We start from the raw sequence: 21,872 nt of genomic DNA, 5'->3' as shown, positions 1-21,872 counted from the left end.
GTCACGCTGGTGTCGTCCCAGGACGTTACGGTCGTGGCTCTCCTGGCGGACCCGGACACGCCGACCGAGATCGCGCGGCGCCTGGCCCGGACCCTCCCCGACCGTCTCGCCGAAAGGGCGGGCCGGGGACGGCGGTTCGAGGTCCGCGTGGTCAGCGAGCCCTTCACCGCGGGAACAGAGGACCCGCCCACCCTGATGCGCCGGATCACCGAGCGCGCCAGGACGGAGGACTGGGACATCGTCGTGGCCCTCACCGACCTTCCGCTGCACTCGCACGGCCACAAACTCGTCGTGGACCTCAGTCACGAGCACGGCCTGGCACTGCTCTCGCTGCCCACGCTGGGCGGCCTGCGCCTGGTGACCAGGGCACGACGGGCCGTCGAGGAGGCCGTCCTCACCCTGGCCGCCCCGCAGACCACCGGCGCCCAAGGACATCCGCGGAGCCGGCCGCTGGGCCGCTTCGTCAGCCGTCTCGCTCCCATCCACCGGGGCCCGGTCGACGAGGAGGAGGCCGCCGACCTCCGGTACGTCGTCGCCGGGCCGCGCGGTTTCCTGAGAGTGCTCGTCGGCATGGTCCGCGCCAACCGGCCGTGGCGCCTGGTGCCGGGGCTGTCCAAGGCTCTGGCGGCCGCACTCGCCACCGGGGCGGTGGCCACGGTGAACTCCACCGTCTGGAGCCTGTCGGAGGCCCTGAGCACCCCGCGTCTCGTGATCGCCACGGTCGGGTCCATCGCGCTCATGATCGGGTGGCTGACGGTGGACGCGCACCTGTGGTACCGGTCGACGGACACCTCGCCGGAGGAGAGGAAGAGGGCCGGCCTCTACAACGCCTCGACCATCCTGACCGTGGCCATCGGGGTCATCGCCTGCTACGTGGGCCTGCTGGCCGTCAACTTGGTCTGGGCGCTGTTCATCCTCAACGACCGGGTCTTCGCCACCACGACACAGACCCCGCTGCACGCCACCGACTACTGGACGTTGGCCTGGTTCGTCGCTTCGGTCGCCACGGTGGGCGGCGCGCTGGGGTCGGGTCTGGAGAGCGACGAGGCGATCCGGGCGGCCGCCTTCTCCAAGCGCGAGCAGGAACGCCGGGACATGCTTCAGGAGGACGACGACGACGGGGACCGGTCGGAGACCTGAGGCGGAGATCCGCCGGCGGCCGGCGGCTCGAAAGGGCCCGGAAATTCGGCTGATCGGGCGGTGAGTATCTGTTTCGCGCCGGAGGCCGACGGGGACCCGGACACAGCACGCCGCCCGGGATGCCGGAGCCCCCTCCGGCGGCCCACGGCGGCACCGCCGCTCCCCCCGATCCGGGTGGACGGCCTATATCGACGTGCCGCGGCGGAGCCGCGGCCGAGAGAAGTCATCATGAAAGCAGCGGTATATGAAGGACCGCGAACGGTAGCGGTGAAGGACGTACCGGACGCGAAGATCGAACACCCCTGCGACATCATCGTCAAGATCACCACCACCAACATCTGCGGGTCGGACCTCCACATGTACGAGGGCCGCACCTCGTTCGAGCCCGGCCGCGCCTTCGGCCACGAGAACATGGGCCAGGTCGTGGAGGTCGGCCCGGCGGTGCGCAAGGTCCAGGTCGGCGAGTACGTGGTGCTGCCCTTCAACATCGCCTGCGGCTTCTGCAAGCAGTGCGAGCGCGGGCTCACCAACTACTGCCTGACCATGCAGCCGGAACCGGCTCTCGCCGGAGCCGCCTACGGATTCGCCGACATGGGCCCCTATCAGGGCGGCCAGGCGGAGCTGCTGCGCGTGCCCTACGGCGACTTCAACGCCCTGCGCCTCGGCGAGGACGCGGCCGAGCGGCAGACCGACTACGTGATGCTCGCGGACATCTTCCCCACCGGCTATCACGCCACCGAGATGGCCCACGTCAAACCCGGCGACCAGACCGTCATCTTCGGGGCCGGTCCCGTCGGGCTGATGGCGGCCTACTCCGCCCTCCTCAAGGGCGCCGGGCGCGTCTGGGTGGTCGACCACCAGCCCGACCGGCTGCAGAAGGCGGAGGAGATCGGGGCCATCCCGGTCAACACCGCCGAGCAGGACCCGGCGGAGGTCGTCAAGGACGCCACCCTGGGCCTGGGCGCCGACAACGGCTGTGAGTGCGTCGGCTATCAGGCCCATGACGCCCAGGGACACGAGGACGCCAGCCTCACGCTCAACGGGCTGATCGACTCGGTCAGGTTCACGGGCGACATCGGCGTGGTGGGCGTGTTCCTGCCCGAGGACCCCGGCGGCGAGCAGGCCCAGAACGATCTGGAGGCGCACGGCAAGGTGCCGATCGACTTCGGCCTGATGTGGTTCAAGGGCCAGCACATCGGCACCGGGCAGGCGCCGGTCAAGAGGTACAACCGGGCGCTGCGCGACCTGATCGCCGGAGGCAAGGCGAAGCCGAGCTTCGTCGTCAGCCACGAACTCGGCCTGGACCAGGCCCCCACGGGCTACGAGCACTTCGACGCCCGTGACGACGGCTGGACCAAGGTCGTCCTGCATCCGGACGGCCGGGGGAACGGCCACAGGGGCTGAGGGACCCGCGGACCGCCGGCCGCCTGCCGGCCGGCGGTCCGTCTCACGGGCCGCGGCGGGCTGAGGACACGACCGCCTTCCCGGCCGCGGCCCGCCTCCTCAGGCCCGCCCTTCCCGCCACTCCTCGTCCGCCACTCCCCCCGCCCCCAGCAACCCCGTGGGCGGCAGCGTCCGCTTTGCCTGCAGGCGCGGCAGCGCCCGGCCGGAGACGTGCCGTACGACCGGCGGCAGCACCGCGCGCCCCCACTGGGCGAGCCGCAGCCAGGCCGGTACGTACACCGACGTGCGCCGGTGTTCCACCGCCCGCACCAGGCGTTCGGCGACCACCGCCGCCGGGTACACCTTGCGGGCCGGCCCCGGCATGTGGGCGCGGAGTTCGCGGAGTACGGGGTAGTGGTCGGCGTCGCGGGTCATGTCGGTGTCGGTCCAGTTGATGTAGGCGATGCCCACGCCGACGGACTCGTGGGCGACCTCGGCCTGCAGGGAGCGGGCGAACGACTCGACGCCCGCCTTGGACGCGCAGTAGGCGCTCATCATCGGCGAGGCGCCGAACGACGCCAGTGAGGCCACCTGGAGGAAGTACCCGGACGTGACCAGCAGGTCGGCGAGGAACGCCCGCGCGGTCAGGGCGCTGCCGACCAGGTTGACGTCGATCACCCGCCGCCACGACTCGGGGACGGACCCGGCGAAGGGGCCGCCCTCGGCGATCCCCGCGTTGGCCACGACGACGGACGGCCGCCCGAGCCGGTCCCGCACCTCCACGGCCGCGCGCTCCAGGGCACGGAAGTCGGTGATGTCGACCTCGAGCGCGATCACCGGCGGCGGCAGCGAGGCGGCCACCTCCTCCAGCCGCTCCCGCTCCAGACCGAGCAACGCGAGCCGCGCGCCGCGCTCGGCGAAGGCATGGGCCAGGGCCGCGCCCAGGCCGCGTGCGGCCCCGGTCACGACGACGGTACGGCCTGCGAGGGGGCTGTCATACATGGCGGCCTGCCTCCATCCCCGGCACCCGGCCCGTCCGGGCGCACCGAAAGGGCCGAGTACCCAGGTGCGGGACATCAAGCGCCGCCCCCGTGCCCGGCCCCCCGCACCCCGTGCGGCAGACTCGGCGGGTGCGAAAGATTCATGTCATCGGCATCGGTGCGGGCGACCCGGACCAGCTCACGTTGCAGGCGGTCAAGGCGCTGCGGGGCACGGACGTGTTCTTCCTGCTCGACAAGGGCGAGGTGAAGAGTGATCTGACGCGGCTGCGGCGGGAGATCCTGGACGCGCATCTGCCGGAGGGGTCGTACCGGGTGGTGGCGGCCCGGGACCCGGAGCGGGACCGGAGGGCGGGCGGGGCGGCCTACTCGCCGGCCGTCGAGGACTGGCGGACCGCCCGCGCGGGGATCTACGAGCGGCTCATCGCGGAGGAGGTCGCGGAGGACGGCACGGGCGCGTTCCTGGTGTGGGGCGACCCCTCGCTGTACGACAGCACGCTCGGCATCCTTCAGGAAGTGCTGGCCAGGGGGGCGGTGGAGTTCACCTATGACGTGGTGCCCGGCATCAGCAGCGTCTCCGCGCTGGTCGCCCGGCACCGGACCGGACTGAACCGGGTGGCGCGGCCGGTGCAGATCACCACCGGGCGGCGGCTCGCCGAGGGGTTCCCGGAGGGGGTGGACGACGTGGTGGTGATGCTCGACGCGCACCAGGCGTTCCGGGAGTACGCCGGGGACGACATCGACATCTACTGGGGCGCGTACATCGGCACCCCGGACGAGATCCTGGTCTCCGGCCCGCTCGCGGAGGCCGGTCCGGAGATCGAGCGGGTGCGGGCGGAGGCGCGGGAGCGCAAGGGCTGGATCATGGACACGTATCTGCTGCGCAGGCACCCTCGGGGGGAATGACCCCGGCCAGCCAGTCCAGTACGCCGTCCACGTCCGGCAACACCCGTACACCGCAGGGGAGTTCGGGGCGGCGTACGACGACCACGGGCAACGCGAGCGAGCGGGCGGCGGCCAGCTTGGGTGCGGTCGCCGCTCCCCCGCTGTCCTTCGTGACCAGTACGTCGATGCGGTGCGCGCGAAGCAGGTCCAGCTCGTCGGCGAGGCTGAACGGGCCTTTCGCGAGGAGAAGTTCGCACTGCGGAGGCAGCGGCGGCTGCGGTGATTCCACCGAGCGGACCACTACCTGAGTGTCCGTCAGGTAGGCGAAGGCGGCCAGCCCGAGCCGACCCGTGCTGAGGAACACCCGTTGTCCCAGGCGGGGTACGAGCCGCGCCGCCTCCTCCAGGGAGGTCACCGGGTACCAGTCGTCGTCGAGGTCCCAGCCGGGGCGGCGCAGGACGGCGTGCGGGACTCCGGCCGACCGTGCCGCCTCCGCCGCGTTCGCCGTGATCCGCTCGGCGAAGGGATGCGTGGCGTCCACCAGCGCGGTCACCCGGTGGGCGCGCAGCCAGCCGGCCAGCCCCGCCGCGCCCCCGAACCCGCCGACCCGTACCTCGCCGTCGACCGCCCCCGGCCGGCTCACGCGCCCCGCGAGCGAGGTGGTGACCCGCAGGCCGGGCCGCGGGGCGAGGGCGGCGGCGAGGCGGCGGGACTCGGTGGTGCCGCCGAGGATCAGGACGTGCGCGGGCATGGGGTGAGCGTACGCAGCCGGTCAGGTCAGCAGGAGTTCGACCGCCCCGACGACGGTCGCCACGATGACGATGCGGTCGAAGAGCCGCTGGTTGATCTTGTGGACGGCCCATCGGCCGAGGAACGCGCCGGGGACGACGAAGACCAGCAGGGCCGCGTCCAGCAGCAGCGAGTCGCCGTCGATCAGCCCGAGGGCGGCGCTGAAGGGGATCTTGGCGACGTTGACGATGAGGAAGAAGAAGGCGGAGGTGCCGAGGAAGCCCATTTTCCGGAAGCCCGCGGAAAGGAGATACATCGACATCACCGGCCCGCCCGCGTTGGCGACCATGGTGGTGAAGCCGCCCGTCACGCCGTACGCCCCCGCCGTCGCCCGTCCGGTCCGGGTACTGACGTCCTCGGTCGTCTCCTGGCGCCGTCGCCACAGGGTGATGCCGGTCATCATCAGCAGGATCACGCCGATGGAGATCCGTACGATCCCGTCGCCGGCCCGGGCCAGGAACAGCGTGCCCGCCACCACCCCGGCCGCGACGGCGGGGAAGAGCCGCCACAGGGTGGGCCAGTGGGCGTGCCGCCGGTAGGTGAGGACGGCGAGGGTGTCGCCCGCGATGAGGAGCGGGAGGAGTACGCCGGTGGAGGCGCGGGCGGGCAGGACGGCCGCGAAGACGGCGAGGCTGACCGTGTTGGCCCCGCTGACGGCGGTCTTGGAGAAGCCGACCAGGAGGGCGGCGAGGGCGAGGGCGGCGAACTCCCAGCCGGATATGTGCCAGAGCGTCATCATGTTCATGCGGAGACTGATGCTATGTGCACACGTCCGGCCGGGTGCCGGGGGCTCAGCGGGCGGCGTACCGGGTGCGCAGTTCCCGCTTGAGCACCTTCATGCTGGGGCCGAGCGGGAGTGCGTCCGTGAACTCCACGCGGCGGGGGTACTTGTGCTTGCCGAGGTGCTCCTTGGACCACTCGGTGACGGCGGCGGCGTCGGGGGTGACGCCCGGCGCGGGCACGACGACCGCGCAGACCTCCTCGCCGTGCAGCTCGTCGGGGAGGCCGATCACGGCGACCTGGGCGATCTCCGGGTGCCGGGCGAGGACCTCCTCGACCTCGCGGGGGTAGACGTTGTAGCCGCCGCGGATGATGACGTCCTTCTTGCGGTCGACGATCCGCAGGAACCCGTCCTCGTCCTTGGTGCCGAGGTCGCCGGTGCGGAACCAGCCGTCGACCAGCGCCTCGGCGGTGGCCTCCGGGCGGCCGAGGTAGCCGGAGAAGACGTTGTGGCCCCGGATGACGACCTCGCCCAGCTCGCCGGGCGCGAGGAGTTCGATCCGGTCCTCGACGTCCGCCCGGGCGATCTCGGCGTCCACGCCCCAGAGCGGGTGGCCGATGGTGCCGGCGCGGGTGCCGAAGACGGGCTGGTTGACGGTGGCGGCCGGGGAGGTCTCCGAGAGGCCGTACCCCTCGTAGATCTGCGCGCCGAACGCCGACTCGAAGCGTTCCAGCACGGCCACCGGCAGCGAGGCGCCGCCGGAGATGCACAACCGCAGGTCGGGCAGGGCGGCGGCGTCGGCCGCGACGGCGGCGAGCGAGACGAACATGGTGGGGACGCCGTGGAAGGTGTTGACGCGCTCGGAGACCATGATCTCGATCGCGCGGGCGGCGTCGAAGCGGGGCATCAGGACGAGCGTCGCGCCCGCCCGCCAGGTGGAGTTGAGCGACACCGTCTGCCCGAAGGCGTGGAAGAGCGGGAGCGCGCCGAGGACGATGTCGTCGGGTCGGATGTCGTTGGCGTCGAAGGCGTTGACGGTCGCGTTCATCACGATGTTGAAGTGGCTGAGCACGGCGCCCTTCGGGACGCCGGTGGTGCCGCTGGTGTAGAAGACGACGGCCGGGTCGTCGGCGGACCGCGTGACGTACGAGTGCGGCGGCTCGGCGTCGACGGCGAGCTTCTCCAGCTCCTCGCCGAGGACGACCACGCGGATGCCGAGGGGCTCGGCGGCCGCGCGGGCGGTGGCCTCCTGGGCGGGGTGGACGAGCAGCAGGGTGGCGCCGCTGTCCTTGAGGACGTGCTCGACCTCGGCCGCCGAGAGCAGCAGGTGGACCGGGACGACGACACCGCCGACCGCCATGGCCGCGTAGTAGGCGAGCGGGAACTCGGCGGTGTTGGGGGCCATCAGGGCGACCCGGTCGCCCGGCCGTACGCCGAGCGCGGCCAGCGCGCCGGCCTGGGCGAGGGAGCGCCGCCAGGCTTCGGCGAAGGTGAGGCGCAGGTCGCCCTCGACCAGGGCCGTCCGGTCGGGGCGGCGGCGGGCGTTCTCGGCCAGGATGGCGGCGACGGACAGGGTTGCCATGAGGTGCGGCTCCGTTTCCTGCGGTGCGACTCGGCTTGCGGAACCTTCGTGCGGGGAAGGTCCGTCGGGGTGGTTCAGGGGCGCTCCACCAGGACCGCGCTGCCCTGCCCGACGCCGACGCACATGGTGGCGAGGCCGCGTCCGGCACCGGTGCGGCGCATGCGGTGCAGCAGGGTGGTGAGGATGCGGGCGCCGGAGCAGCCGAGGGGGTGGCCCAGCGCGATGGCGCCGCCGGTGGGGTTCACCAGGCCGGGGTCGATGCCCAGTTGGTCGACGGAGGCGAGGGCCTGGGCGGCGAACGCCTCGTTGAACTCGGCCTCTTGAAGGTCCTCGACGCTCCAGCCGACGCGGGCGAGCGCCTTGCGGGTGGCGGGGACCGGGCCGATGCCCATCACGTCGGGGTGGACGCCCGCCGAGGCGCCGGCGACGTACCGGCCGAGGGATTCGAGACCCAGTTCCTCCAGCATCTCCTCGCTGACCAGGAGGAGTCCGGCGGCGCCGTCGTTCATGGGCGAGGCGTTGCCCGCGGTGACCGTGCCGTCGCCCCGGAACACCGGCTTCAGGCGGGCGAGTTTCTCCAGGGAGGTGTCCTCGCGTACGCATTCGTCACGGTCGACGGTGATGCCGTCCGGGCGCTCCACGGGCAGGAGTTCGGCGTCGAAGTGGCCGTTCTTCCGTGCGGTGGCGGCGAGTTGGTGGCTGCGCAGGGCGAACTCGTCCTGCCGCTCACGGGAGATGCCGTACCGCCGGGCGACCTCCTCGGCGGTCTCGCCCATGGCCAGGACGCCGTGCAGGTCCTTCATCGCCGGGTTGGTGAGGCGCCAGCCGAGGCGGGTGTCGTAGGTCTCCATGCGGTGCGGGAGCGCCTCGTCGGGGCGGGGCAGCACGAAGGGGGCGCGGCTCATGGACTCCGAGCCGCCCGCGATCACGAGGTCCGCCTCACCGGCCGCGATGGTGCGGGCGGCGGCGGTGACGGCTTCCAGGCCGGAGGCGCAGAGCCGGTTGACGGTGGCACCGGGCACGGAGTCGGGGAGCCCGGCGAGCAGGACGGCCATGCGGGCGATGTTGCGGTTGTCCTCGCCCGCCTGGTTGGCGGCGCCCCAGTACACGTCGTCGATCCGGGCCGGGTCGAGGGCGGGCACGCCGCTCACCAGGTCGCGGACGACGGCCGCCGCGAGGTCGTCGGGCCGCACGGAGGACAGGGCGCCGCGCAGCTTGCCGATGGGCGTGCGGCGGGCGGCCGCGAAGTGGACGGGACGCAACTCGGGACTCCTGACCGACGACGTTGTGGATCAGCATGAACCTACGCCCCGCCGGGGCGGGACGGCTTGACCGGCAGCGACTTAATTAGCACTGCTAGTTTTGGGCTCTACCGGACTATAGACCGCACACCGGCCCCCTGGGAAGATCCCCCCGGAGTGACCCGCGCGACCCCGGAGGAGCCCGCCATGACCGACGTACGCGCCCACACCCGCCAGGGCGTCCACGGCGCGCTGCACGTCCGCGCCTGGCCGCACCCCGGGCCCCGCTACCTCGCCCTGCTGGTGCACGGGTACGGCGAGCACGCGGGCCGGTACGACGAGGTCGCCGGGGTGCTCACCGGGCACGGCGCGGCGGTGTACGCGCCCGACCACCTCGGGCACGGCAGGTCGGCCGGGGAGCGGGCGCTGATCGAGGACTTCGAGGACGTGGTGACCGACCTCCACGCGGCGGCCGACCTGGCCCGCGCCGAACACACAGGTCTGCCGCTGGTCATGGTGGGCCACTCCATGGGCGGTCTGATCGCGGCGCGGTACGCCCAGCGGTACGGGTCCGAGCTGAGCGCGCTGGTGCTGTCGGGGCCGGTGATCGGCACATGGGCACTGCCGGGGCGGCTGCTCGCGCTGGACGAGATCCCGGACGTGCCGGTCAGCCCGGCCGCGCTCTCCCGCGACCCGGCGGTGGGCGCGTCCTACGCCGCCGACCCGCTGGTGTGGCACGGCCCCATGAAACGGCCGACTCTCATGGCCTTCGAGCGGGGGCTCGCGGCCGTGGCGGCGGGCGGCGGCATCGGTGAGCTGCCCCTGCTGTGGCTGCACGGCGACGACGACCGGCTGGTCCCGGTCGAGGGCAGCCGCATCGGCGTGGAGCGCCTCGGCGCCGGCCGCGCCGTCGAGCGCGTCTTCCCCGGTGCCCGCCACGAGGTCTTCCACGAGACCGACCGCGCGAAGGTCTTCGCGGAGCTGACGGGCTTCCTGGACTCGGTGCTCGGCTAGAGGGTTATGCCCAGTATCCGCGCGACCGTCCGGATCACCCCGTGGTCGTTGTTGGACGGGGCCAGGTGGCGGGCGCGGCTGATGACGTCCGGGTGGGCGTTGGCCATGGCGAAGGACCAGTCGGCCGCGTCCAGCATCTCCAGGTCGTTGAGGTAGTCGCCGAAGACCATGGTCTGGGCCGGGGTGATGCCCAGCTCGCGCTGGAGGCCGCGCAGGGCGGCGCCCTTGTTGGCGGTGCGGTTCATCACGTCGACCCAGTGCTCGCCGGACACCACGACCTGGTGGGTTTCGGCGAAGGGCGCGAGGGCGGGGGCGGCGCCCCGCTCGGCGGAGCCGAAGTCGTACACCGCGACCTTGATGATCTCGTCGTCCACCGCGGTCACGTCCTCGACCACGCGGTGCGAGACGTAGTACTTGCGCACCTCCGCGAGGAACGCCTCGTCGGTCCGCTCCACGTACGCGGCCCGCTTGCCGCAGACCACCGCGCCCGCGTCCACGCCCCGCGCGGCCAGCCCCCGTACCGTGCGGGCGATCTCGGCGGCGGCCTGGTGGTCCAGCGGGTCGGAGCTGAGTTCGACGCCGTCGCGGACGACGTAGGTGCCGTTCTCCGCGATGAACACCATGCCCTCGGCCACGTCGGCGAACTCCTCGGCCAGGGTGGCGTACTGGCGCCCGCTCGCCGGGCTGAACAGCACGCCCCGGCGCCGGAGTTCGGCGAGCAGGGGCCGCAGGGTGACGGGCGGCCGCTTGTCGTCGTCCAGCAGGGTGCCGTCCATGTCGGTCACCACCAGGCGGATGTCGGCGGGCCCCGAGGGCTCGCCGGGGACGTCGAGGAGGGGCGCGGGCGTCGCTGACATGTGCTGCTTCCGGTCGGTTCGCGGGACTCCCCCAGTGTTCCTCATGGCCCGGGCGGGCTTTCCCCGGGTCGAAGAGGCCGGCCCGGGGATGCCCGTTCGGTGCCCGTTCGCGTACCGTGCGCGATTTTCGGGACACCGGGATCGCCGGACGGCACAATGACGGGACGGCGTGATCAAGGGGCGGCGGGAGGACGGCACGTTGAGCGACGAGGGCTCCGCCACGGCCGGGGCGGCGCGACCGGACACCTCCGTGGCGCACAACGCGCGGGTCTGGAACTTCTGGGCCGGCGGCGAGGCCCACTACGAGGTCGACCGGCGCGTCGGTGAGCAGGTCGCCGGGATGTTCCCGGTGATCCGGGAGGTGGCCCGCGCGGACCGGGACTTCCTGGTGCGCGCCGTGCGGTACCTGGCGGCCGAGCGCGGCATCCGGCAGTTCCTCGACCTGGGCACCGGGCTGCCGACGGCGGACAACACCCATGAGGTCGCCCGGCGCGTGGACCCCGGGTCCCGGGTCGTCTACGTCGACAACGACCCGGTCGTGCTGGCGCACGCCCGCTCGCTGCTCGCCGGCTCCCCGGAGGGCGTCACGGACTACGTCGACGCCGATGTCCGCGATCCCGACGGCGTCATGGAGCGCGCCGCGAAGACGCTGGACCTGGGCCGGCCGGTCGGGGTGCTGATGCTCGGCATCCTCAACTTCGTCCTGGACGGCACCGAGGCGCGGGAGATCGTGCGCCGGATCATGGCCGCCGTCCCGTCCGGCAGTGTGCTGGTGCTCACCCACCCGACCTTCGACGCTGAAGTGGGCGGCGCGGGGAACGTGACCGCCATGGAGTTCTGGAACGCCCACGCCACCCCGCCGATCACCGGCCGCAGCCGCGCCGGGATCGCGTCCTTCCTCGAAGGTCTGGAGCCGGTCGAGCCGGGCCTCGTGCCCTGCTCGCAGTGGCGTCCGGAGGCGGCGGACGCGGCTCCCGTACCGCAGTTCGGGGCCGTCGCCGTGAAACCGTGAGCGCCGCGGGTCACACGGAGAGAGCCCCTGTCCGAGCCCGCCCGCGCCCGCGGCGGGTCCCCACCCGGAAAGTATGATCAAGCAATGTCTGACATGACCGAGACCACGCCCGGCTGGCTGACCACGGACGAGCTGGAGATGGCCAGGGCCCGGATGCCGATCCTGTACGTCGAGGCCGTGCCCGTGCGGGTGGACGACAGCGGTGAAGTCACCAGCATCGGGCTGCTGTTGCGGATCGGCCCGGACGGCACCGTCAGCCGCAATCTGGTCTCCGGCCGCGTCCTGCACCACGAGCGGGTGCGCGACGCGCTGCTGCGGCACCTGGAGAAGGACCTCGGCCCGGTCGCGCTGCCCCGGGTCCCCGCCTCCACGCAGCCGTTCACGGTCGCGGAGTACTTCCCGACGGCCGGTGTCACCCCGTACCACGACCCGCGTCAGCACGCGGTGTCGCTGGCCTACATCGTGCCGGTGACCGGTGACTGCCGGCCCCGGCAGGACGCGCTGGACCTGGTCTGGTTCACCCCGCAGGAGGCCGCCTCGGCCGCCCTGCACGGCGAGATGCCGGGCGGCCACGGCGCCCTGCTGAAGCAGGCGCTGGCCCACGTGGGCATCGTCTTCTAGCGCTCACCTCCTTTCCGGCGCCGGTCCGGCCGGGGCCGGAAGTGGCGCCCGGTCCCCCGGAGGGACCGGGCGCCGTGGCCCGGAGGGCCGGTTGCGGTCAGGCTGGTGGGTGGGGTCTCCGAACAGCCCTCGGAAGCCACGCCGGAAGAGCCAGGGAGGTGCGGGCGATGACCCGAACCGTGACCGCGGGACTGGACGGCTCCGCCGAGAGCCGGGCCGCCGTCGAGTGGGCGGCGCGCGAGGCGGTGCTGCGCGGGCTGCCGCTGCGGCTCGTCCAGGTGTGGGAGCCGCTGCCGGACCCGCTGGCACAGGCCCCGCTGCTGGGTGCCGAGGCCGAGCAGGACTGGACCGAGCGGGCCCCGGACGAGAGCGCCGAGGGGCTCCGGCTGCGTCACCCCGGCCTTGAGGTGATCACCGAGCGGCGCACCGGCGATCCGGTGGACGTGCTGTGCGAGACCGCCGGGACCTCCGAGTTGCTGGCGCTGGGCTCGCGCGGCCTGGGCGCGCTGCACGGGTTCGTCGTGGGCTCCGTCGGCATGGCCGTCACCGGCCGCGCCGACTGCCCGGTGGTACTGGTCAGGGCCGGTGAGCAGGCCGCCGACGAGCACCGGGCCGACCCCACGGGCATCCCGTCGGCGGCGACGCCGTTCCGGCCGGTGGTGCTGGGCCTGGACATCACCGCCCCCGACGCGGCCCTGCTGGAGTTCGCCTTCGGCACGGCCGCGCTGCGCGGCGCCCCGCTGCGGGTGGTGTATGCCTGGGCGCCGCAGCCCCCGCCCGCGTACAACAGCCCCGGCTACGCCTACGAGGCGGAGGCCACCCCGGTCGCCGAGGAGGCGCTCGAACCGCGCAACGCGTTCATGCTCGGCCGGGCGGTGGAGCCCTGGCGGGAGTCGTTCCCCGACGTCGACGTGGCGGAGGCCGCCGTCGAGGGCAGCGCGGGGTCGGTGCTGGTGGACGCCTCCCGCGACGCCTGCCTGGTCGTGGTGGGCCGCCGGGTGCGCGCGGGCCGGCTCGGCGCCCACCTCGGGCATGTCGCGCACGCCGTGCTGCACCACTCCCCCGCCCCCGTCGCCGTCGTCCCGCACGCCTGACCGAAGTGGAGAACCCGATGGACGAGCCGATCGTGGTCGGTGTGGACGGTTCCGCGCCCAGCCTGCGGGCCGTGGACTGGGGCGCCGAGGAGGCGGCCCTGCGCGGGGCGCCGCTGCGCCTGGTGTACGCCTCGCTCTGGGAGCGCTACGAGGGCGAGCTGATCGCCCAGGAGCTGAACCGGCCCGTCGAGGAGGTCATGGCGCGGGACGTGGTCGGTACCGCCGAGGCGCGAGCCCGGTCGCGCCGCCCCGATGTGCAGGTCACCACCGATGTGCTGGCCGGCGAGCCGGAGAACGCGCTGGTCAGGGAGAGCGGTACGGCCCGCGCGGTGGTGCTGGGCAGCCGGGGCCGCAGTGGGTTCACCGAGGCGCTGCTCGGCTCGGTGAGCCTGACGGTCGCCGGACACGCGCACTGCCCGGTGTTCGTGCTGCGCGACGGCCCGGAGGACGAGGAGCCCGGCGGCTCGCCGCGGATCGTGGTGGCGGTGGGCGACAAGCCGCGGGACACGGCCGCCGTCCGGTTCGCGGCCGAGGAGGCCCGGCTGCGCGGGCTCCCGCTGGAGGCGGTACGCGCCTGGCGGCGGCCCTCGGGCCCCTTCACCGGCCACGACGCGGGCGAGGGTGATCCGGAGGAGGCCGCGCGGGAGGTGGTGGCCGACGCGCTGCGGGACGTGCCGGAGGAGGTGGCTACGGTCGTCCGCACCCCGGAGGGCCACACCCGGGACGCCCTGGTCGAGGCCGCGCGGGGCGCCACCCTCCTCGTGGTCGGCGGCCATCCCCGGCACGGCGGCTTCGGCCTCCAGCTCGGCCGGGTCGCCCACGGCGTGCTCCACCGCGCGCCCTGTCCGGTCGCGGTGGTCCCGGAACCGGCGTAGGCACGGCTCAGCCGGCCGCCGGCGGCGCGCAGCAGGCGCGTGCGCGTGAGGGCCGGGGCGGCGAAGCTGGAAGCAGGGGCCGGTTCCTGGGCGTGACGGGCAGACGCGGGGTCAGCGGCCGGCCGGCCGACGAGGTGAGGAGCGTCATGAAGGGCTTCGTCTTTCACGGTCCGGGCCAGGCGTCCTGGGAGGACGTCCCGGACCCCGGCATCAGGGAGCCGACCGACGCGATCGTGAAGGTCGGCATGGTGTCCATCTGCGGGACCGACCTGCACATCCTCAAGGGCGACGTGCCCGGGGTGCCGCCCGGCACGGTACTGGGCCACGAGGCGGTCGGCGAGATCGTCGACGTGGGCAGCGACGTGCGCACGGTCCGGCCGGGCGACCGGGTGCTGGTGTCCTGCATCGCGTCGTGCGGCCGCTGCCGCTTCTGCCGGGAGGGCCGGTACGGCCAGTGCCTGGGCGGTGGCGGCTGGATACTCGGCCATCTCGTGGACGGCACCCAGGCCGAGTATGTGCGGGTCCCGTTCGCCGACCTCTCCGTGCATCCGCTGCCGGCCGCCGTGCCGAGCGAGGTCGCGGTGCTGCTGGCGGACATCTTCCCGACCGCGTACGAGGTGGGTGTGCTCAACGGCCAGGTCAGGGCGGGCGACACGGTGGTGATCGTCGGCGCCGGGCCGATCGGTCTCGCGGCCGTGGTCGCGGCCCGGCTGTACGCCCCGGAACGGATCGTCGTGGTGGACCTGGCCCGGGCCCGGCTGCAGGCGGCCCGGCGGCTCGGCGCCGATGTCGTCGCCTTCGCCGGGGAGGACCCCCGGACCCTGGTGGACGACCTCACGGGCGGGCTAGGCGCGGACGTAGCCGTGGAGGCGGTCGGCGTGCCGGAGAGCTTCGAGCTGTGCACGCAGGTGGTGCGGCCCTGCGGGCACGTGGCCAACGTCGGCGTGCACGGTTCCCCGGCGATGCTGCACCTGGAGAACCTGTGGATCAGGGACGTCACCATCACGACGGGCCTGGTGGACACCTACTCCACCCCGACCCTGCTGCGGATGGCGGCAGCCGGCCGGCTGCCGACCGCGGAGCTGGTCACGCACACCTTCCCGCTGAACCACATGGAGGAGGCGTACGAGGTGTTCGCCCACGCCGCCGAGACCGGCGCGCTGAAGGTGGTGCTGGGCGCGGACCGGCACGAGGTGGCCATCCCGATGCCGTGAGCGCGCGCCGCCCAGTCGTGCCCGGCCGTTCCGCACGTGTACGAACGACCGGGCACGGCTGCGACAAGGGGTCAGGGACGGCCGTCGCCGGCGACCACCCCGTAGGTGACGGCGCCGAAGACCAGGTGGGGCAACAGGTCCGACACCCAGTCCGTCGGCGACCACGTCCGGGGGTCGGTGACGCCCAGCCGGGTCATGGACGCGTCCGTGGCCGCCATGGCGAGGACGCCGGTCGCCAGGCTCCCCAGCCACCACGGCACCCGGGCACCGGCGCGGTGCGCCAGGGAGACGACCACGCCGGTGGCGACGCCGACGCCGATGCCGCTGAGCGCGCCGAGGGCGGACAGCCGGTTCTCCCGCTGCTCCCCGGTCCCGCCGACATGGAGACCCACGTCCCCGGCGAGCTTGTCGGCGGCCTCTGCGGGCACGTTGCTGGCGGACCTGCCCCGCAGGGCCATGTCACCGTAGGTGGCGGCGTTGAGGGCGGTGGTCCCGGCGGCGCCTGCCGCGCCGCCACGCAGGATGCTGTGAATCATGCGCCCCCGGGTTCCCTGAACCCCGTCCGCGAACCGTGCCGTACGGGTGACGGGCCTCCACAGACCCGCAAAGAACCTGTCACACAAGGACCGGAATGCGGCCCCGGACGGCGGCCGTTCTTCCTGTCATGACTGTTGGAGTAGCGCTCAACACGCCCGGCGCCGCGAACCAGGTCGACGCCTCCGTCATCCAGGCCCGCGAGGCCGCCGCGGCGGGAGTACGGTCCGTCTGGTTCGGGCAGACCTTCGGCGCGGACTCGCCCCAGCTCGCCGCGCTCGTCGGCCGCGAGGTACCCGGACTCCAGGTGGGCACCTCCGCGATCCCGGTCTTCGGCCGCCACCCCCTGGTCGTCTCCAGCCAGGCGCAGACCGCCCAGGCGGCCACCCACGGCCGCTACCACCTCGGCCTGGCGCTCGGCACCAGGCTGCTGACCGAGGGCGGCTTCGGCCTGCCCTTCCAGCGTCCCATCGCCCGGCTGCGCGAGTTCCTCACCTCGCTGCGACAGCTCACCGAGCACGGCGAGGCCGACTTCCACGGCGAACTGCTCACCGCCGCCACCCCGGTCCCGGCCCGCGTGCCGGGCGCCGAGGACGGCGTACCCGTACTGGTCGCCGCGATGGGCCCGCAGGCGCTGCAGGTCAGCGGCGAGCTGGCCGACGGCATCCTGCCGTACCTCGCCGGGCCCCGGGCGCTGGAGCGGGACATCGTCCCGGCGGTCAACGCGGCCGCCGAGGCGGCCGGGCGGCCCGCGCCCCGGATCGTGGCCCTGGTCCCCGGCGTGGTCACCGACGAGGCGGACGCCGTGCGGGAGACCGCCACCGAACAGCTCGCGTTCTACGAGCAGATCCCGTCCTACGCCAGGGTCCTGGAGCTCTCGGGCGCCCGCCGGGCCGCCGACCTGGCGGTGATCGGCGACGAGAAGACGGTCGCGGCCGAGGTGCGCCGCTACCGGGACGCGGGCGCCACGGAGGTGGTCCTGACGGGCACCGAGATCGCCGGCGACGCGTCCCGGCTGCGCACGTACGCCCTGCTCGGCGAGCTGGCGGCCTGAATCCACTTGAGACAGACGCTTTGAGGCAGACGACGAAGGAGCACCGATGACCGCCCACGCCCCCGCGACGGACCTCCACGCCTTCACCGAGTCCTGGCTGGACTGGTGCCGGGCGCACGAGGAGAACCTCGCCGACCCGCACGGCTTCCTCGCGGTGACCAGCCTGAACTGGCTGGACGAGCACCCGCAGCGCTTCCCCGACGCCCCCGGCACCTGGCGCACCGGCCCCGAGGGCGTCACCGTCACCCTGGACGAGGGCGAGGAACTCACCGTGGCCGGGGAACCGGTGCGCGGCGAGCACCGCTTCGGCGTGCTCCCCGAGCGCGGCGGCGTCGAGGCGGTATGGGGGGACGCGGTGATCGAGGTGGCCAAGCGCGGCGGCCACGACATCGTCCGCCCCCGGCACCCGGACGCACCGCTGCGCACCGCCTTCGCCGGCACGCCGTCCTACGCGCCGGACCCGCGCTGGGTGGTGACGGGCCGCTACGAGCCCTTCCCCGAGCCCCGCCCGACCACCGTGGGCGCGGCCGTGGAGGACCTGCGGCATGTGTACGACGCGCCGGGCCGGATCACGTTCGAGCTGGACGGCCGCCCGCTGGCCCTGACGGCGTTCCCCGGCCAGGGCCCCGGCGGGCTGATGGTGCTGTTCACCGACGAGACCTCCGGCCGCACCACGTACGCCGCGAACCGGGTCCTCTCCCTGGCGCCGCCCGCCGCCGACGGCACGGTGGTGCTGGACTTCAACCGGGCGGCGAACCTGCCCTGCGCCTACACCGACCTCGCCACCTGCCCGCTGCCCCCGGCGGAGAACCGGCTGCCGGTGGCGATCGAGGCGGGGCTGAAGATCCCGCGCGAGCGGGGCGGGATCTGATCAAGGGCCCTTCCGGCAAGGGCCCTTGACCCCAGTCGCGTGACCTCAGTCGCGTGACCTCAGTCGCGCGGAAAGAGCCTCAGTCGCGCGGGAAGAGGTGGTGCAGCGGCTCCCCGGCGGCGAACCGGCGTACCTGCTCGACGATCAGGCGTTCCGCGCGCGGCCGGAACGCGGCCGAGCCACCCGCGACATGCGGGGTGAGGAGGACGCCGGGGGCGTGCCGCAGGGCGTGGCCGGCGGGCAGCGGTTCGGGGTCGGTGACGTCCAGGGCCGCCCGCAGCCTGCCCGACCGGGTCTCGGCGAGCAGGGCGCCGGTGTCCAGCGTGCGGCCGCGCCCGACGTTGACGACCAGCGCGCCGTCGGGCAGCGCGGCCAGCTCCTCGGCGCCGAACATGCCGACGGTGTGCGGGTTCTCGGGCAGCACGAGCACCACGATGTCCGTCCCCGGCAGCAGCGCGGGCAGGTCGGCCACCGCGTGGACGCCCTCCTCGGGCCGGGCGCGCCGGGCCACCCGGACCACGTCCGCCTCGCAGGCGAGCAGCCGCCGTTCCAGCGCCGCGCCGATGGAGCCGTAGCCGACGATGGTGACGCGGGCGTCGGCGAGGGAGCGGGTGAAGTGCGGTTCCCAGCGTCCGGCGCCCTGGTCGGCGACCCACTGGGGAAGGTCCCGCTGGGCGGCGAGGATCAGCCCGAGGGCGTGCTCGGCGGTGGAGGCGTCGTGCAGACCGCGCCCGTTGTGCAGGGCGACCCCGGCGGGCATGAGCGGGAGCAGCTTCTCGACCCCGGCGCTGAGTGACTGCACCGCGCGCAGGTTCGGCAGCTTCGGCAGCAGGTCGACGGCGTCCGGCACGGCGTAGGGCATCACCCACAGGCCGACGCTCGCGAGCACGTCGTCGGCGGGTTCGGTGCCGGGGGTGGTGCCGTCCCACATGTGGACATCCACACCTTCGGGCCAGGGGCCGTGGTGGCGGTCCAGGTCCGGCCAGGGCAGCAGGACGCCGGTGGCGGTGTGGTGCAGATCTCTGGTCATCGGACCCTCCGTCTCGTACCGTGCTTTCCGTCCAGTGAAACACTTTCCACCACACGGAAAACAGGGGGTCTGGGATGACAGCGACGTCACCCGCCACCGACACCGCAGCGGCGGCGGCACCCACGCAGACAGGCTTCTGGCGGTCCTCCCGCGCCCGGTATCTGATGCCGGTCGCGTTCGTCACCTACTCGCTCGCCTACCTCGACAAGTCCAACTACGCGATCGCCTCCGCGGGCGGCATGGCTGAGGACCTGAGACTGTCGGCGGGGGCGGACTCCCTGATCGCCGCCTCGTTCTTCCTCGGCTACTTCTTCTTCCAGATCCCCGGCACGATCTACGCCGAACAGCGCAGCGCCCGCCGCCTGGTGGCCTGGTCCACGGTGGCCTGGGGACTGCTCGCCGTACTCCAGGGCATGCTCAGCAGCCCGGCCCAGCTCATAGCGGCGCGTTTCGCGCTCGGTGTGGTGGAGGGCGCGGTGCTGCCGTCGATGGTGATGCTGCTCGGCCGCTGGTTCACGCGCGGCGAGCGCGGCCGGGCCAACACCTTCCTCATCCTGGGCAACCCGGTCACGGTGATGTGGCTGTCGGCGGTCTCCGGCTGGCTGGTGTCGGTCTCCGACTGGCGGGTGATGTTCATCGCCGAGGGCGTGCCGTCGGTGCTGTGGGGCGTGTGCTGCCTCTGGCTCATCAAGGACCGCCCGGAGCAGGCCCGTAACCTTCCCGAGCCCGAACTCGCCTCGCTGCGCGCGGACTTGGCGGCGGAGAAGGCGGCGGCACCGCCGGTGACCGGCACCCTGCGCGAGCGGTACGGCCGGGTGCTGCGCTCCCCCGCCGTGCTCACCATGGCCGCGCAGTACTTCTTCTGGTCCTTCGGCATGTACGGCTTCGTCTTCTGGCTCCCGGCCATCATCAAGAAGGGCTCCGGCGAGGGCATCGGCGCCACCGGCCTGCTCACCGCGATCCCGTACGCCTGCGCGGCCGTGGCGATGCTGGTCAACTCCCGCCTGTCCGACCGCAGCGGCCGTCGCCGGGTGGCCGTCTGGCCCTGGCTGGCCTGCGGCGGTCTCGCCCTGCTCGGCTCGTACGCGGCCGGCGGCGACTTCCCGCTCGCCCTCACCCTGCTCGTGGTGGCCGGCGTCTGCCTGTACGCCCCGTACGGCCCGTACTTCGCGCTCGTCACCACCCTCGCCCCGCCCGGGATCGCGGGCGCGGCCGTCGCGCTGGTCAACTCCTTCGGCGCGCTGGGCTCGTTCGCCGGGACCTACCTGGTCGGCTGGATGCGCGGCACCGGACTGGGCGACGCGGGCGCCTTCGGCCTGATGGCGGCGTGCACCCTGATCGCCGCCGCGCTGACCCTCGCGGCACCCGAACCCGCGAGGAGCGCCGGCCCGGTCCCGGTACGGTGACCGTCGAAGCGGCGGCCGCCCCGGCAAGCGCACGGACGGCCGCCGCACCCCATCCCCACCCCGGCCACGACGGCGGCAGTGAACGACGAGAGGCGCGCACGGTGACCACACCATCCGGCGACGACATGCTGGGCCGGGGGCTGCGGCTGCTCACCGTGCTGGCCGAGCACCCCGCCGGCCTCGGCGTCAGCGCCGCCGCCCGCGCCGCCAAGCTGCCCGTGAGCAGCGCCCACCGCATCCTGGGCCGCCTGGTCGAGGAACGGTTCGCCACCTACGACGAGGAGGCCCGGCGGTACGCGCTGGGCTCGCGCGTACTGGAGCTGTCCCGCGGCTTCCAGCGCTCCCCCGCGGGCTACTCGGCGGCGGCCGCGCCGATGCGCAGACTCGGCGCGCGCACCGGACTGCCGGTCATCGCGGGCATCCTGAACGACAGCGAGGTGCTGCTCGTCCTCTCCGTGCAGGGCACCCAGCATCTCCAACTGCGCAACGCCGAGGGCACGCGCAACCCCTGGCACGCCACCTCGCTCGGCAAGGCGCTGGCCGCCTGGCTGCCGGAGGCGGACCGCGAACGCCTGCTCGCCGGCCCGCTCCCGGCGGTGACCCCGCGCACGATCACCGATCCCGCCCTGCTGCGCGCGGAGTTGGCCCTCGTACGGGAGCGGGGCTGGGCGGAGGTCGACGAGGAGAACGAGATCGGCGTCCGCTCGATCGCGGTGGCGCTGCCCGACACCCCGGAGGGCTCACCGCCGCTCGCGCTGTCCGTCGCCGCGACCGTCATCCTGACGGACGCCGACCAACTCCGCGCACACGCGCCCGCGTTGCGAGAGTGCGCGGAGGAGGTGGCGGCGCGGATGTCGCCCTGAGGGCGGTCACGGATACGACGGCTCTAGCAGAACCAGCCGTCCTGCACCCAGCCCCGGCGGTTGATGTCGCCGTAGGCGAAGCCGTACGCCCAGCCGGACTGCTTGCTCTCCACCAGGAACGTCTGCCCCTTGTAGAGCGTGCCCATCCAGGCGCCCAGCGGCTCGGTCCGCACGAAGAGGTCCTGCGCGCAGACGGTCTCGCGGGTGCCGACGGTGCCGTTGGCGGCCTGCGCCGGGCCGGAACCCAGCATCAGAACGGCGCCGACGGCGGCCGCGAGCGCCGCGAAGCGGACGGTACGGGGTGCGGACATGCCCTTGCCTCCCAGATCCCGGCTCACCATGAGCCGTAGCCGCCGATGCATTCGTCGCGCACATAGCCCCAGTCGTTGGGGCCGAAGTCGAAGGTGGCGGCCCAGCCGTTGTACACGGGGTGCGCGCCTCGGGTATGGCCGACCTTGTCGCCGTAGTACAGCGTCCGGACCAGGCCGGTGGGGCCGGAGGAACTGTTGTAGTTGGCGTAGAAGCTGGCGCTCTGACAGATGATGATCGCGTGATCCGGGACGACGGCCGCCTGGGCCGGGGCGGGGATCTGAAGCAGCGCGGCGGTGGCCAGCACGGGTGCGGCGAGAGCGAGGGCTCGTCCGATCAGGGGCACGGCGCATCGACTCCTCGTGGGGGAGGTGTGGGG

23 protein-coding genes are annotated in these 21,872 nt (G+C 73.5%); 13 read left to right on the top strand and 10 right to left on the bottom strand.

Features of this window, described 5'->3' with window-relative positions:
- Positions 1 to 6 precede the first annotated feature (6 nt).
- On the top strand, positions 7 to 1,140 hold the full coding sequence (locus ACZ3HQ_RS05240) for a hypothetical protein (protein WP_467509043.1): 1,134 nt from the start codon (positions 7 to 9) through the stop codon (positions 1,138 to 1,140).
- A gap of 228 nt (positions 1,141 to 1,368) precedes the next feature.
- A complete protein-coding gene (locus ACZ3HQ_RS05235) occupies positions 1,369 to 2,544 on the top strand; it encodes a glutathione-independent formaldehyde dehydrogenase (RefSeq protein ID WP_467508165.1) in 1,176 nt (391 codons plus the stop codon).
- A gap of 99 nt (positions 2,545 to 2,643) precedes the next feature.
- Here the strand turns inward: ACZ3HQ_RS05235 and ACZ3HQ_RS05230 are convergent, their stop codons facing one another.
- Complete coding sequence (locus ACZ3HQ_RS05230; protein WP_467508164.1) at positions 2,644 to 3,525, bottom strand: SDR family oxidoreductase; 882 nt, start codon at positions 3,523 to 3,525, stop codon at positions 2,644 to 2,646.
- A 128-nt stretch (positions 3,526 to 3,653) separates the two neighbouring features.
- On the opposite strand from ACZ3HQ_RS05230, the gene cobF reads away from it, so the two are divergent.
- Complete coding sequence (gene cobF / locus ACZ3HQ_RS05225) at positions 3,654 to 4,427, top strand: precorrin-6A synthase (deacetylating) (protein WP_467508162.1); 774 nt, start codon at positions 3,654 to 3,656, stop codon at positions 4,425 to 4,427.
- Here the strand turns inward: cobF and ACZ3HQ_RS05220 are convergent.
- From ACZ3HQ_RS05220 to ACZ3HQ_RS05205, 4 genes are all read right to left on the bottom strand, one after another.
- Positions 4,384 to 5,157, bottom strand: coding sequence for a cobalt-precorrin-6A reductase (locus ACZ3HQ_RS05220; RefSeq protein ID WP_467508160.1), 774 nt, complete (start codon positions 5,155 to 5,157; stop codon positions 4,384 to 4,386). The two genes, cobF and ACZ3HQ_RS05220, sit on opposite strands and share 44 nt — an antisense overlap.
- 21 nt (positions 5,158 to 5,178) lie before the next feature.
- On the bottom strand, positions 5,179 to 5,940 hold the full coding sequence (locus ACZ3HQ_RS05215; RefSeq protein ID WP_467508159.1) for a sulfite exporter TauE/SafE family protein: 762 nt from the start codon (positions 5,938 to 5,940) through the stop codon (positions 5,179 to 5,181).
- Between the two features lie 46 nt (positions 5,941 to 5,986).
- On the bottom strand, positions 5,987 to 7,498 hold the full coding sequence (locus ACZ3HQ_RS05210; RefSeq protein ID WP_467508157.1) for a long-chain-fatty-acid--CoA ligase: 1,512 nt from the start codon (positions 7,496 to 7,498) through the stop codon (positions 5,987 to 5,989).
- A gap of 74 nt (positions 7,499 to 7,572) precedes the next feature.
- A complete protein-coding gene (locus ACZ3HQ_RS05205; protein WP_467508155.1) occupies positions 7,573 to 8,760 on the bottom strand; it encodes a thiolase family protein in 1,188 nt (395 codons plus the stop codon).
- 186 nt (positions 8,761 to 8,946) lie between these two features.
- On the opposite strand from ACZ3HQ_RS05205, the gene ACZ3HQ_RS05200 reads away from it, so the two are divergent.
- Entirely contained in the window at positions 8,947 to 9,753 is an 807-nt protein-coding gene (locus ACZ3HQ_RS05200) for an alpha/beta hydrolase (protein ID WP_467508154.1), read from the top strand.
- Here ACZ3HQ_RS05200 and ACZ3HQ_RS05195 read toward each other — a convergent pair.
- Entirely contained in the window at positions 9,750 to 10,610 is an 861-nt protein-coding gene (locus ACZ3HQ_RS05195) for a Cof-type HAD-IIB family hydrolase (RefSeq protein ID WP_467508153.1), read from the bottom strand. The two genes, ACZ3HQ_RS05200 and ACZ3HQ_RS05195, sit on opposite strands and share 4 nt — an antisense overlap.
- Before the next feature lie 199 nt (positions 10,611 to 10,809).
- On the opposite strand from ACZ3HQ_RS05195, the gene ACZ3HQ_RS05190 reads away from it, so the two are divergent.
- The 5 genes from ACZ3HQ_RS05190 to ACZ3HQ_RS05170 all read left to right on the top strand — a co-directional run bounded on the left by ACZ3HQ_RS05190 (position 10,810) and on the right by ACZ3HQ_RS05170 (position 15,426).
- Positions 10,810 to 11,622 carry an SAM-dependent methyltransferase gene (locus tag ACZ3HQ_RS05190; protein WP_467509042.1) on the top strand — a complete coding sequence of 271 codons (813 nt, stop codon included), beginning with the start codon at positions 10,810 to 10,812 and terminating at the stop codon, positions 11,620 to 11,622.
- A 93-nt stretch (positions 11,623 to 11,715) separates the two neighbouring features.
- Positions 11,716 to 12,243 carry an NUDIX hydrolase family protein gene (locus ACZ3HQ_RS05185; protein ID WP_467509041.1) on the top strand — a complete coding sequence of 176 codons (528 nt, stop codon included), beginning with the start codon at positions 11,716 to 11,718 and terminating at the stop codon, positions 12,241 to 12,243.
- Positions 12,244 to 12,410: 167 nt separating this feature from the next.
- Positions 12,411 to 13,337, top strand: a complete 927-nt coding sequence (locus ACZ3HQ_RS05180; protein ID WP_467508151.1) for a universal stress protein — start codon at positions 12,411 to 12,413, stop codon at positions 13,335 to 13,337.
- Between the two features lie 17 nt (positions 13,338 to 13,354).
- Positions 13,355 to 14,212 carry a universal stress protein gene (locus ACZ3HQ_RS05175; RefSeq protein ID WP_467508149.1) on the top strand — a complete coding sequence of 286 codons (858 nt, stop codon included), beginning with the start codon at positions 13,355 to 13,357 and terminating at the stop codon, positions 14,210 to 14,212.
- A gap of 146 nt (positions 14,213 to 14,358) precedes the next feature.
- Entirely contained in the window at positions 14,359 to 15,426 is a 1,068-nt protein-coding gene (locus ACZ3HQ_RS05170) for an alcohol dehydrogenase catalytic domain-containing protein (RefSeq protein WP_467508148.1), read from the top strand.
- Between the two features lie 71 nt (positions 15,427 to 15,497).
- Here ACZ3HQ_RS05170 and ACZ3HQ_RS05165 read toward each other — a convergent pair whose 3' ends face one another.
- Complete coding sequence (locus ACZ3HQ_RS05165) at positions 15,498 to 15,962, bottom strand: hypothetical protein (protein WP_467508147.1); 465 nt, start codon at positions 15,960 to 15,962, stop codon at positions 15,498 to 15,500.
- 128 nt (positions 15,963 to 16,090) lie between these two features.
- Here ACZ3HQ_RS05165 and ACZ3HQ_RS05160 point away from each other — a divergent pair, with 128 nt between their 5' ends.
- Together ACZ3HQ_RS05160 and ACZ3HQ_RS05155 are read left to right on the top strand one after the other, a co-directional pair.
- A complete protein-coding gene (locus tag ACZ3HQ_RS05160) occupies positions 16,091 to 17,014 on the top strand; it encodes an LLM class F420-dependent oxidoreductase (protein WP_467508146.1) in 924 nt (307 codons plus the stop codon).
- A gap of 46 nt (positions 17,015 to 17,060) precedes the next feature.
- The gene (locus ACZ3HQ_RS05155; protein ID WP_467508145.1) at positions 17,061 to 17,885 is read left to right on the top strand and encodes a DUF1684 domain-containing protein; all 825 of its coding nucleotides are present in this window, start codon (positions 17,061 to 17,063) and stop codon (positions 17,883 to 17,885) included.
- Positions 17,886 to 17,964: 79 nt separating this feature from the next.
- On the opposite strand, the gene ACZ3HQ_RS05150 is transcribed toward ACZ3HQ_RS05155, so the two are convergent.
- On the bottom strand, positions 17,965 to 18,915 hold the full coding sequence (locus tag ACZ3HQ_RS05150) for a 2-hydroxyacid dehydrogenase (RefSeq protein WP_467508143.1): 951 nt from the start codon (positions 18,913 to 18,915) through the stop codon (positions 17,965 to 17,967).
- A gap of 74 nt (positions 18,916 to 18,989) precedes the next feature.
- On the opposite strand from ACZ3HQ_RS05150, the gene ACZ3HQ_RS05145 reads away from it, so the two are divergent.
- Together ACZ3HQ_RS05145 and ACZ3HQ_RS05140 are read left to right on the top strand one after the other, a co-directional pair.
- Entirely contained in the window at positions 18,990 to 20,321 is a 1,332-nt protein-coding gene (locus ACZ3HQ_RS05145) for an MFS transporter (protein ID WP_467508141.1), read from the top strand.
- A gap of 101 nt (positions 20,322 to 20,422) precedes the next feature.
- Positions 20,423 to 21,184, top strand: coding sequence for an IclR family transcriptional regulator (locus tag ACZ3HQ_RS05140; protein ID WP_467508139.1), 762 nt, complete (start codon positions 20,423 to 20,425; stop codon positions 21,182 to 21,184).
- A gap of 23 nt (positions 21,185 to 21,207) precedes the next feature.
- Here ACZ3HQ_RS05140 and ACZ3HQ_RS05135 read toward each other — a convergent pair whose 3' ends face one another.
- Together ACZ3HQ_RS05135 and ACZ3HQ_RS05130 are read right to left on the bottom strand one after the other, a co-directional pair.
- The gene (locus ACZ3HQ_RS05135; protein ID WP_030811979.1) at positions 21,208 to 21,495 is read right to left on the bottom strand and encodes a hypothetical protein; all 288 of its coding nucleotides are present in this window, start codon (positions 21,493 to 21,495) and stop codon (positions 21,208 to 21,210) included.
- A gap of 23 nt (positions 21,496 to 21,518) precedes the next feature.
- Entirely contained in the window at positions 21,519 to 21,839 is a 321-nt protein-coding gene (locus tag ACZ3HQ_RS05130; RefSeq protein WP_467508137.1) for a hypothetical protein, read from the bottom strand.
- Positions 21,840 to 21,872 lie beyond the last annotated feature (33 nt).

The sequence above is a fragment of the Streptomyces sp. NPDC018263 genome (assembly GCF_055562575.1).
The sequence above is the reverse complement of the archived record's forward strand: the minus strand, read 5'-3'. Positions and strand labels throughout refer to the sequence as shown.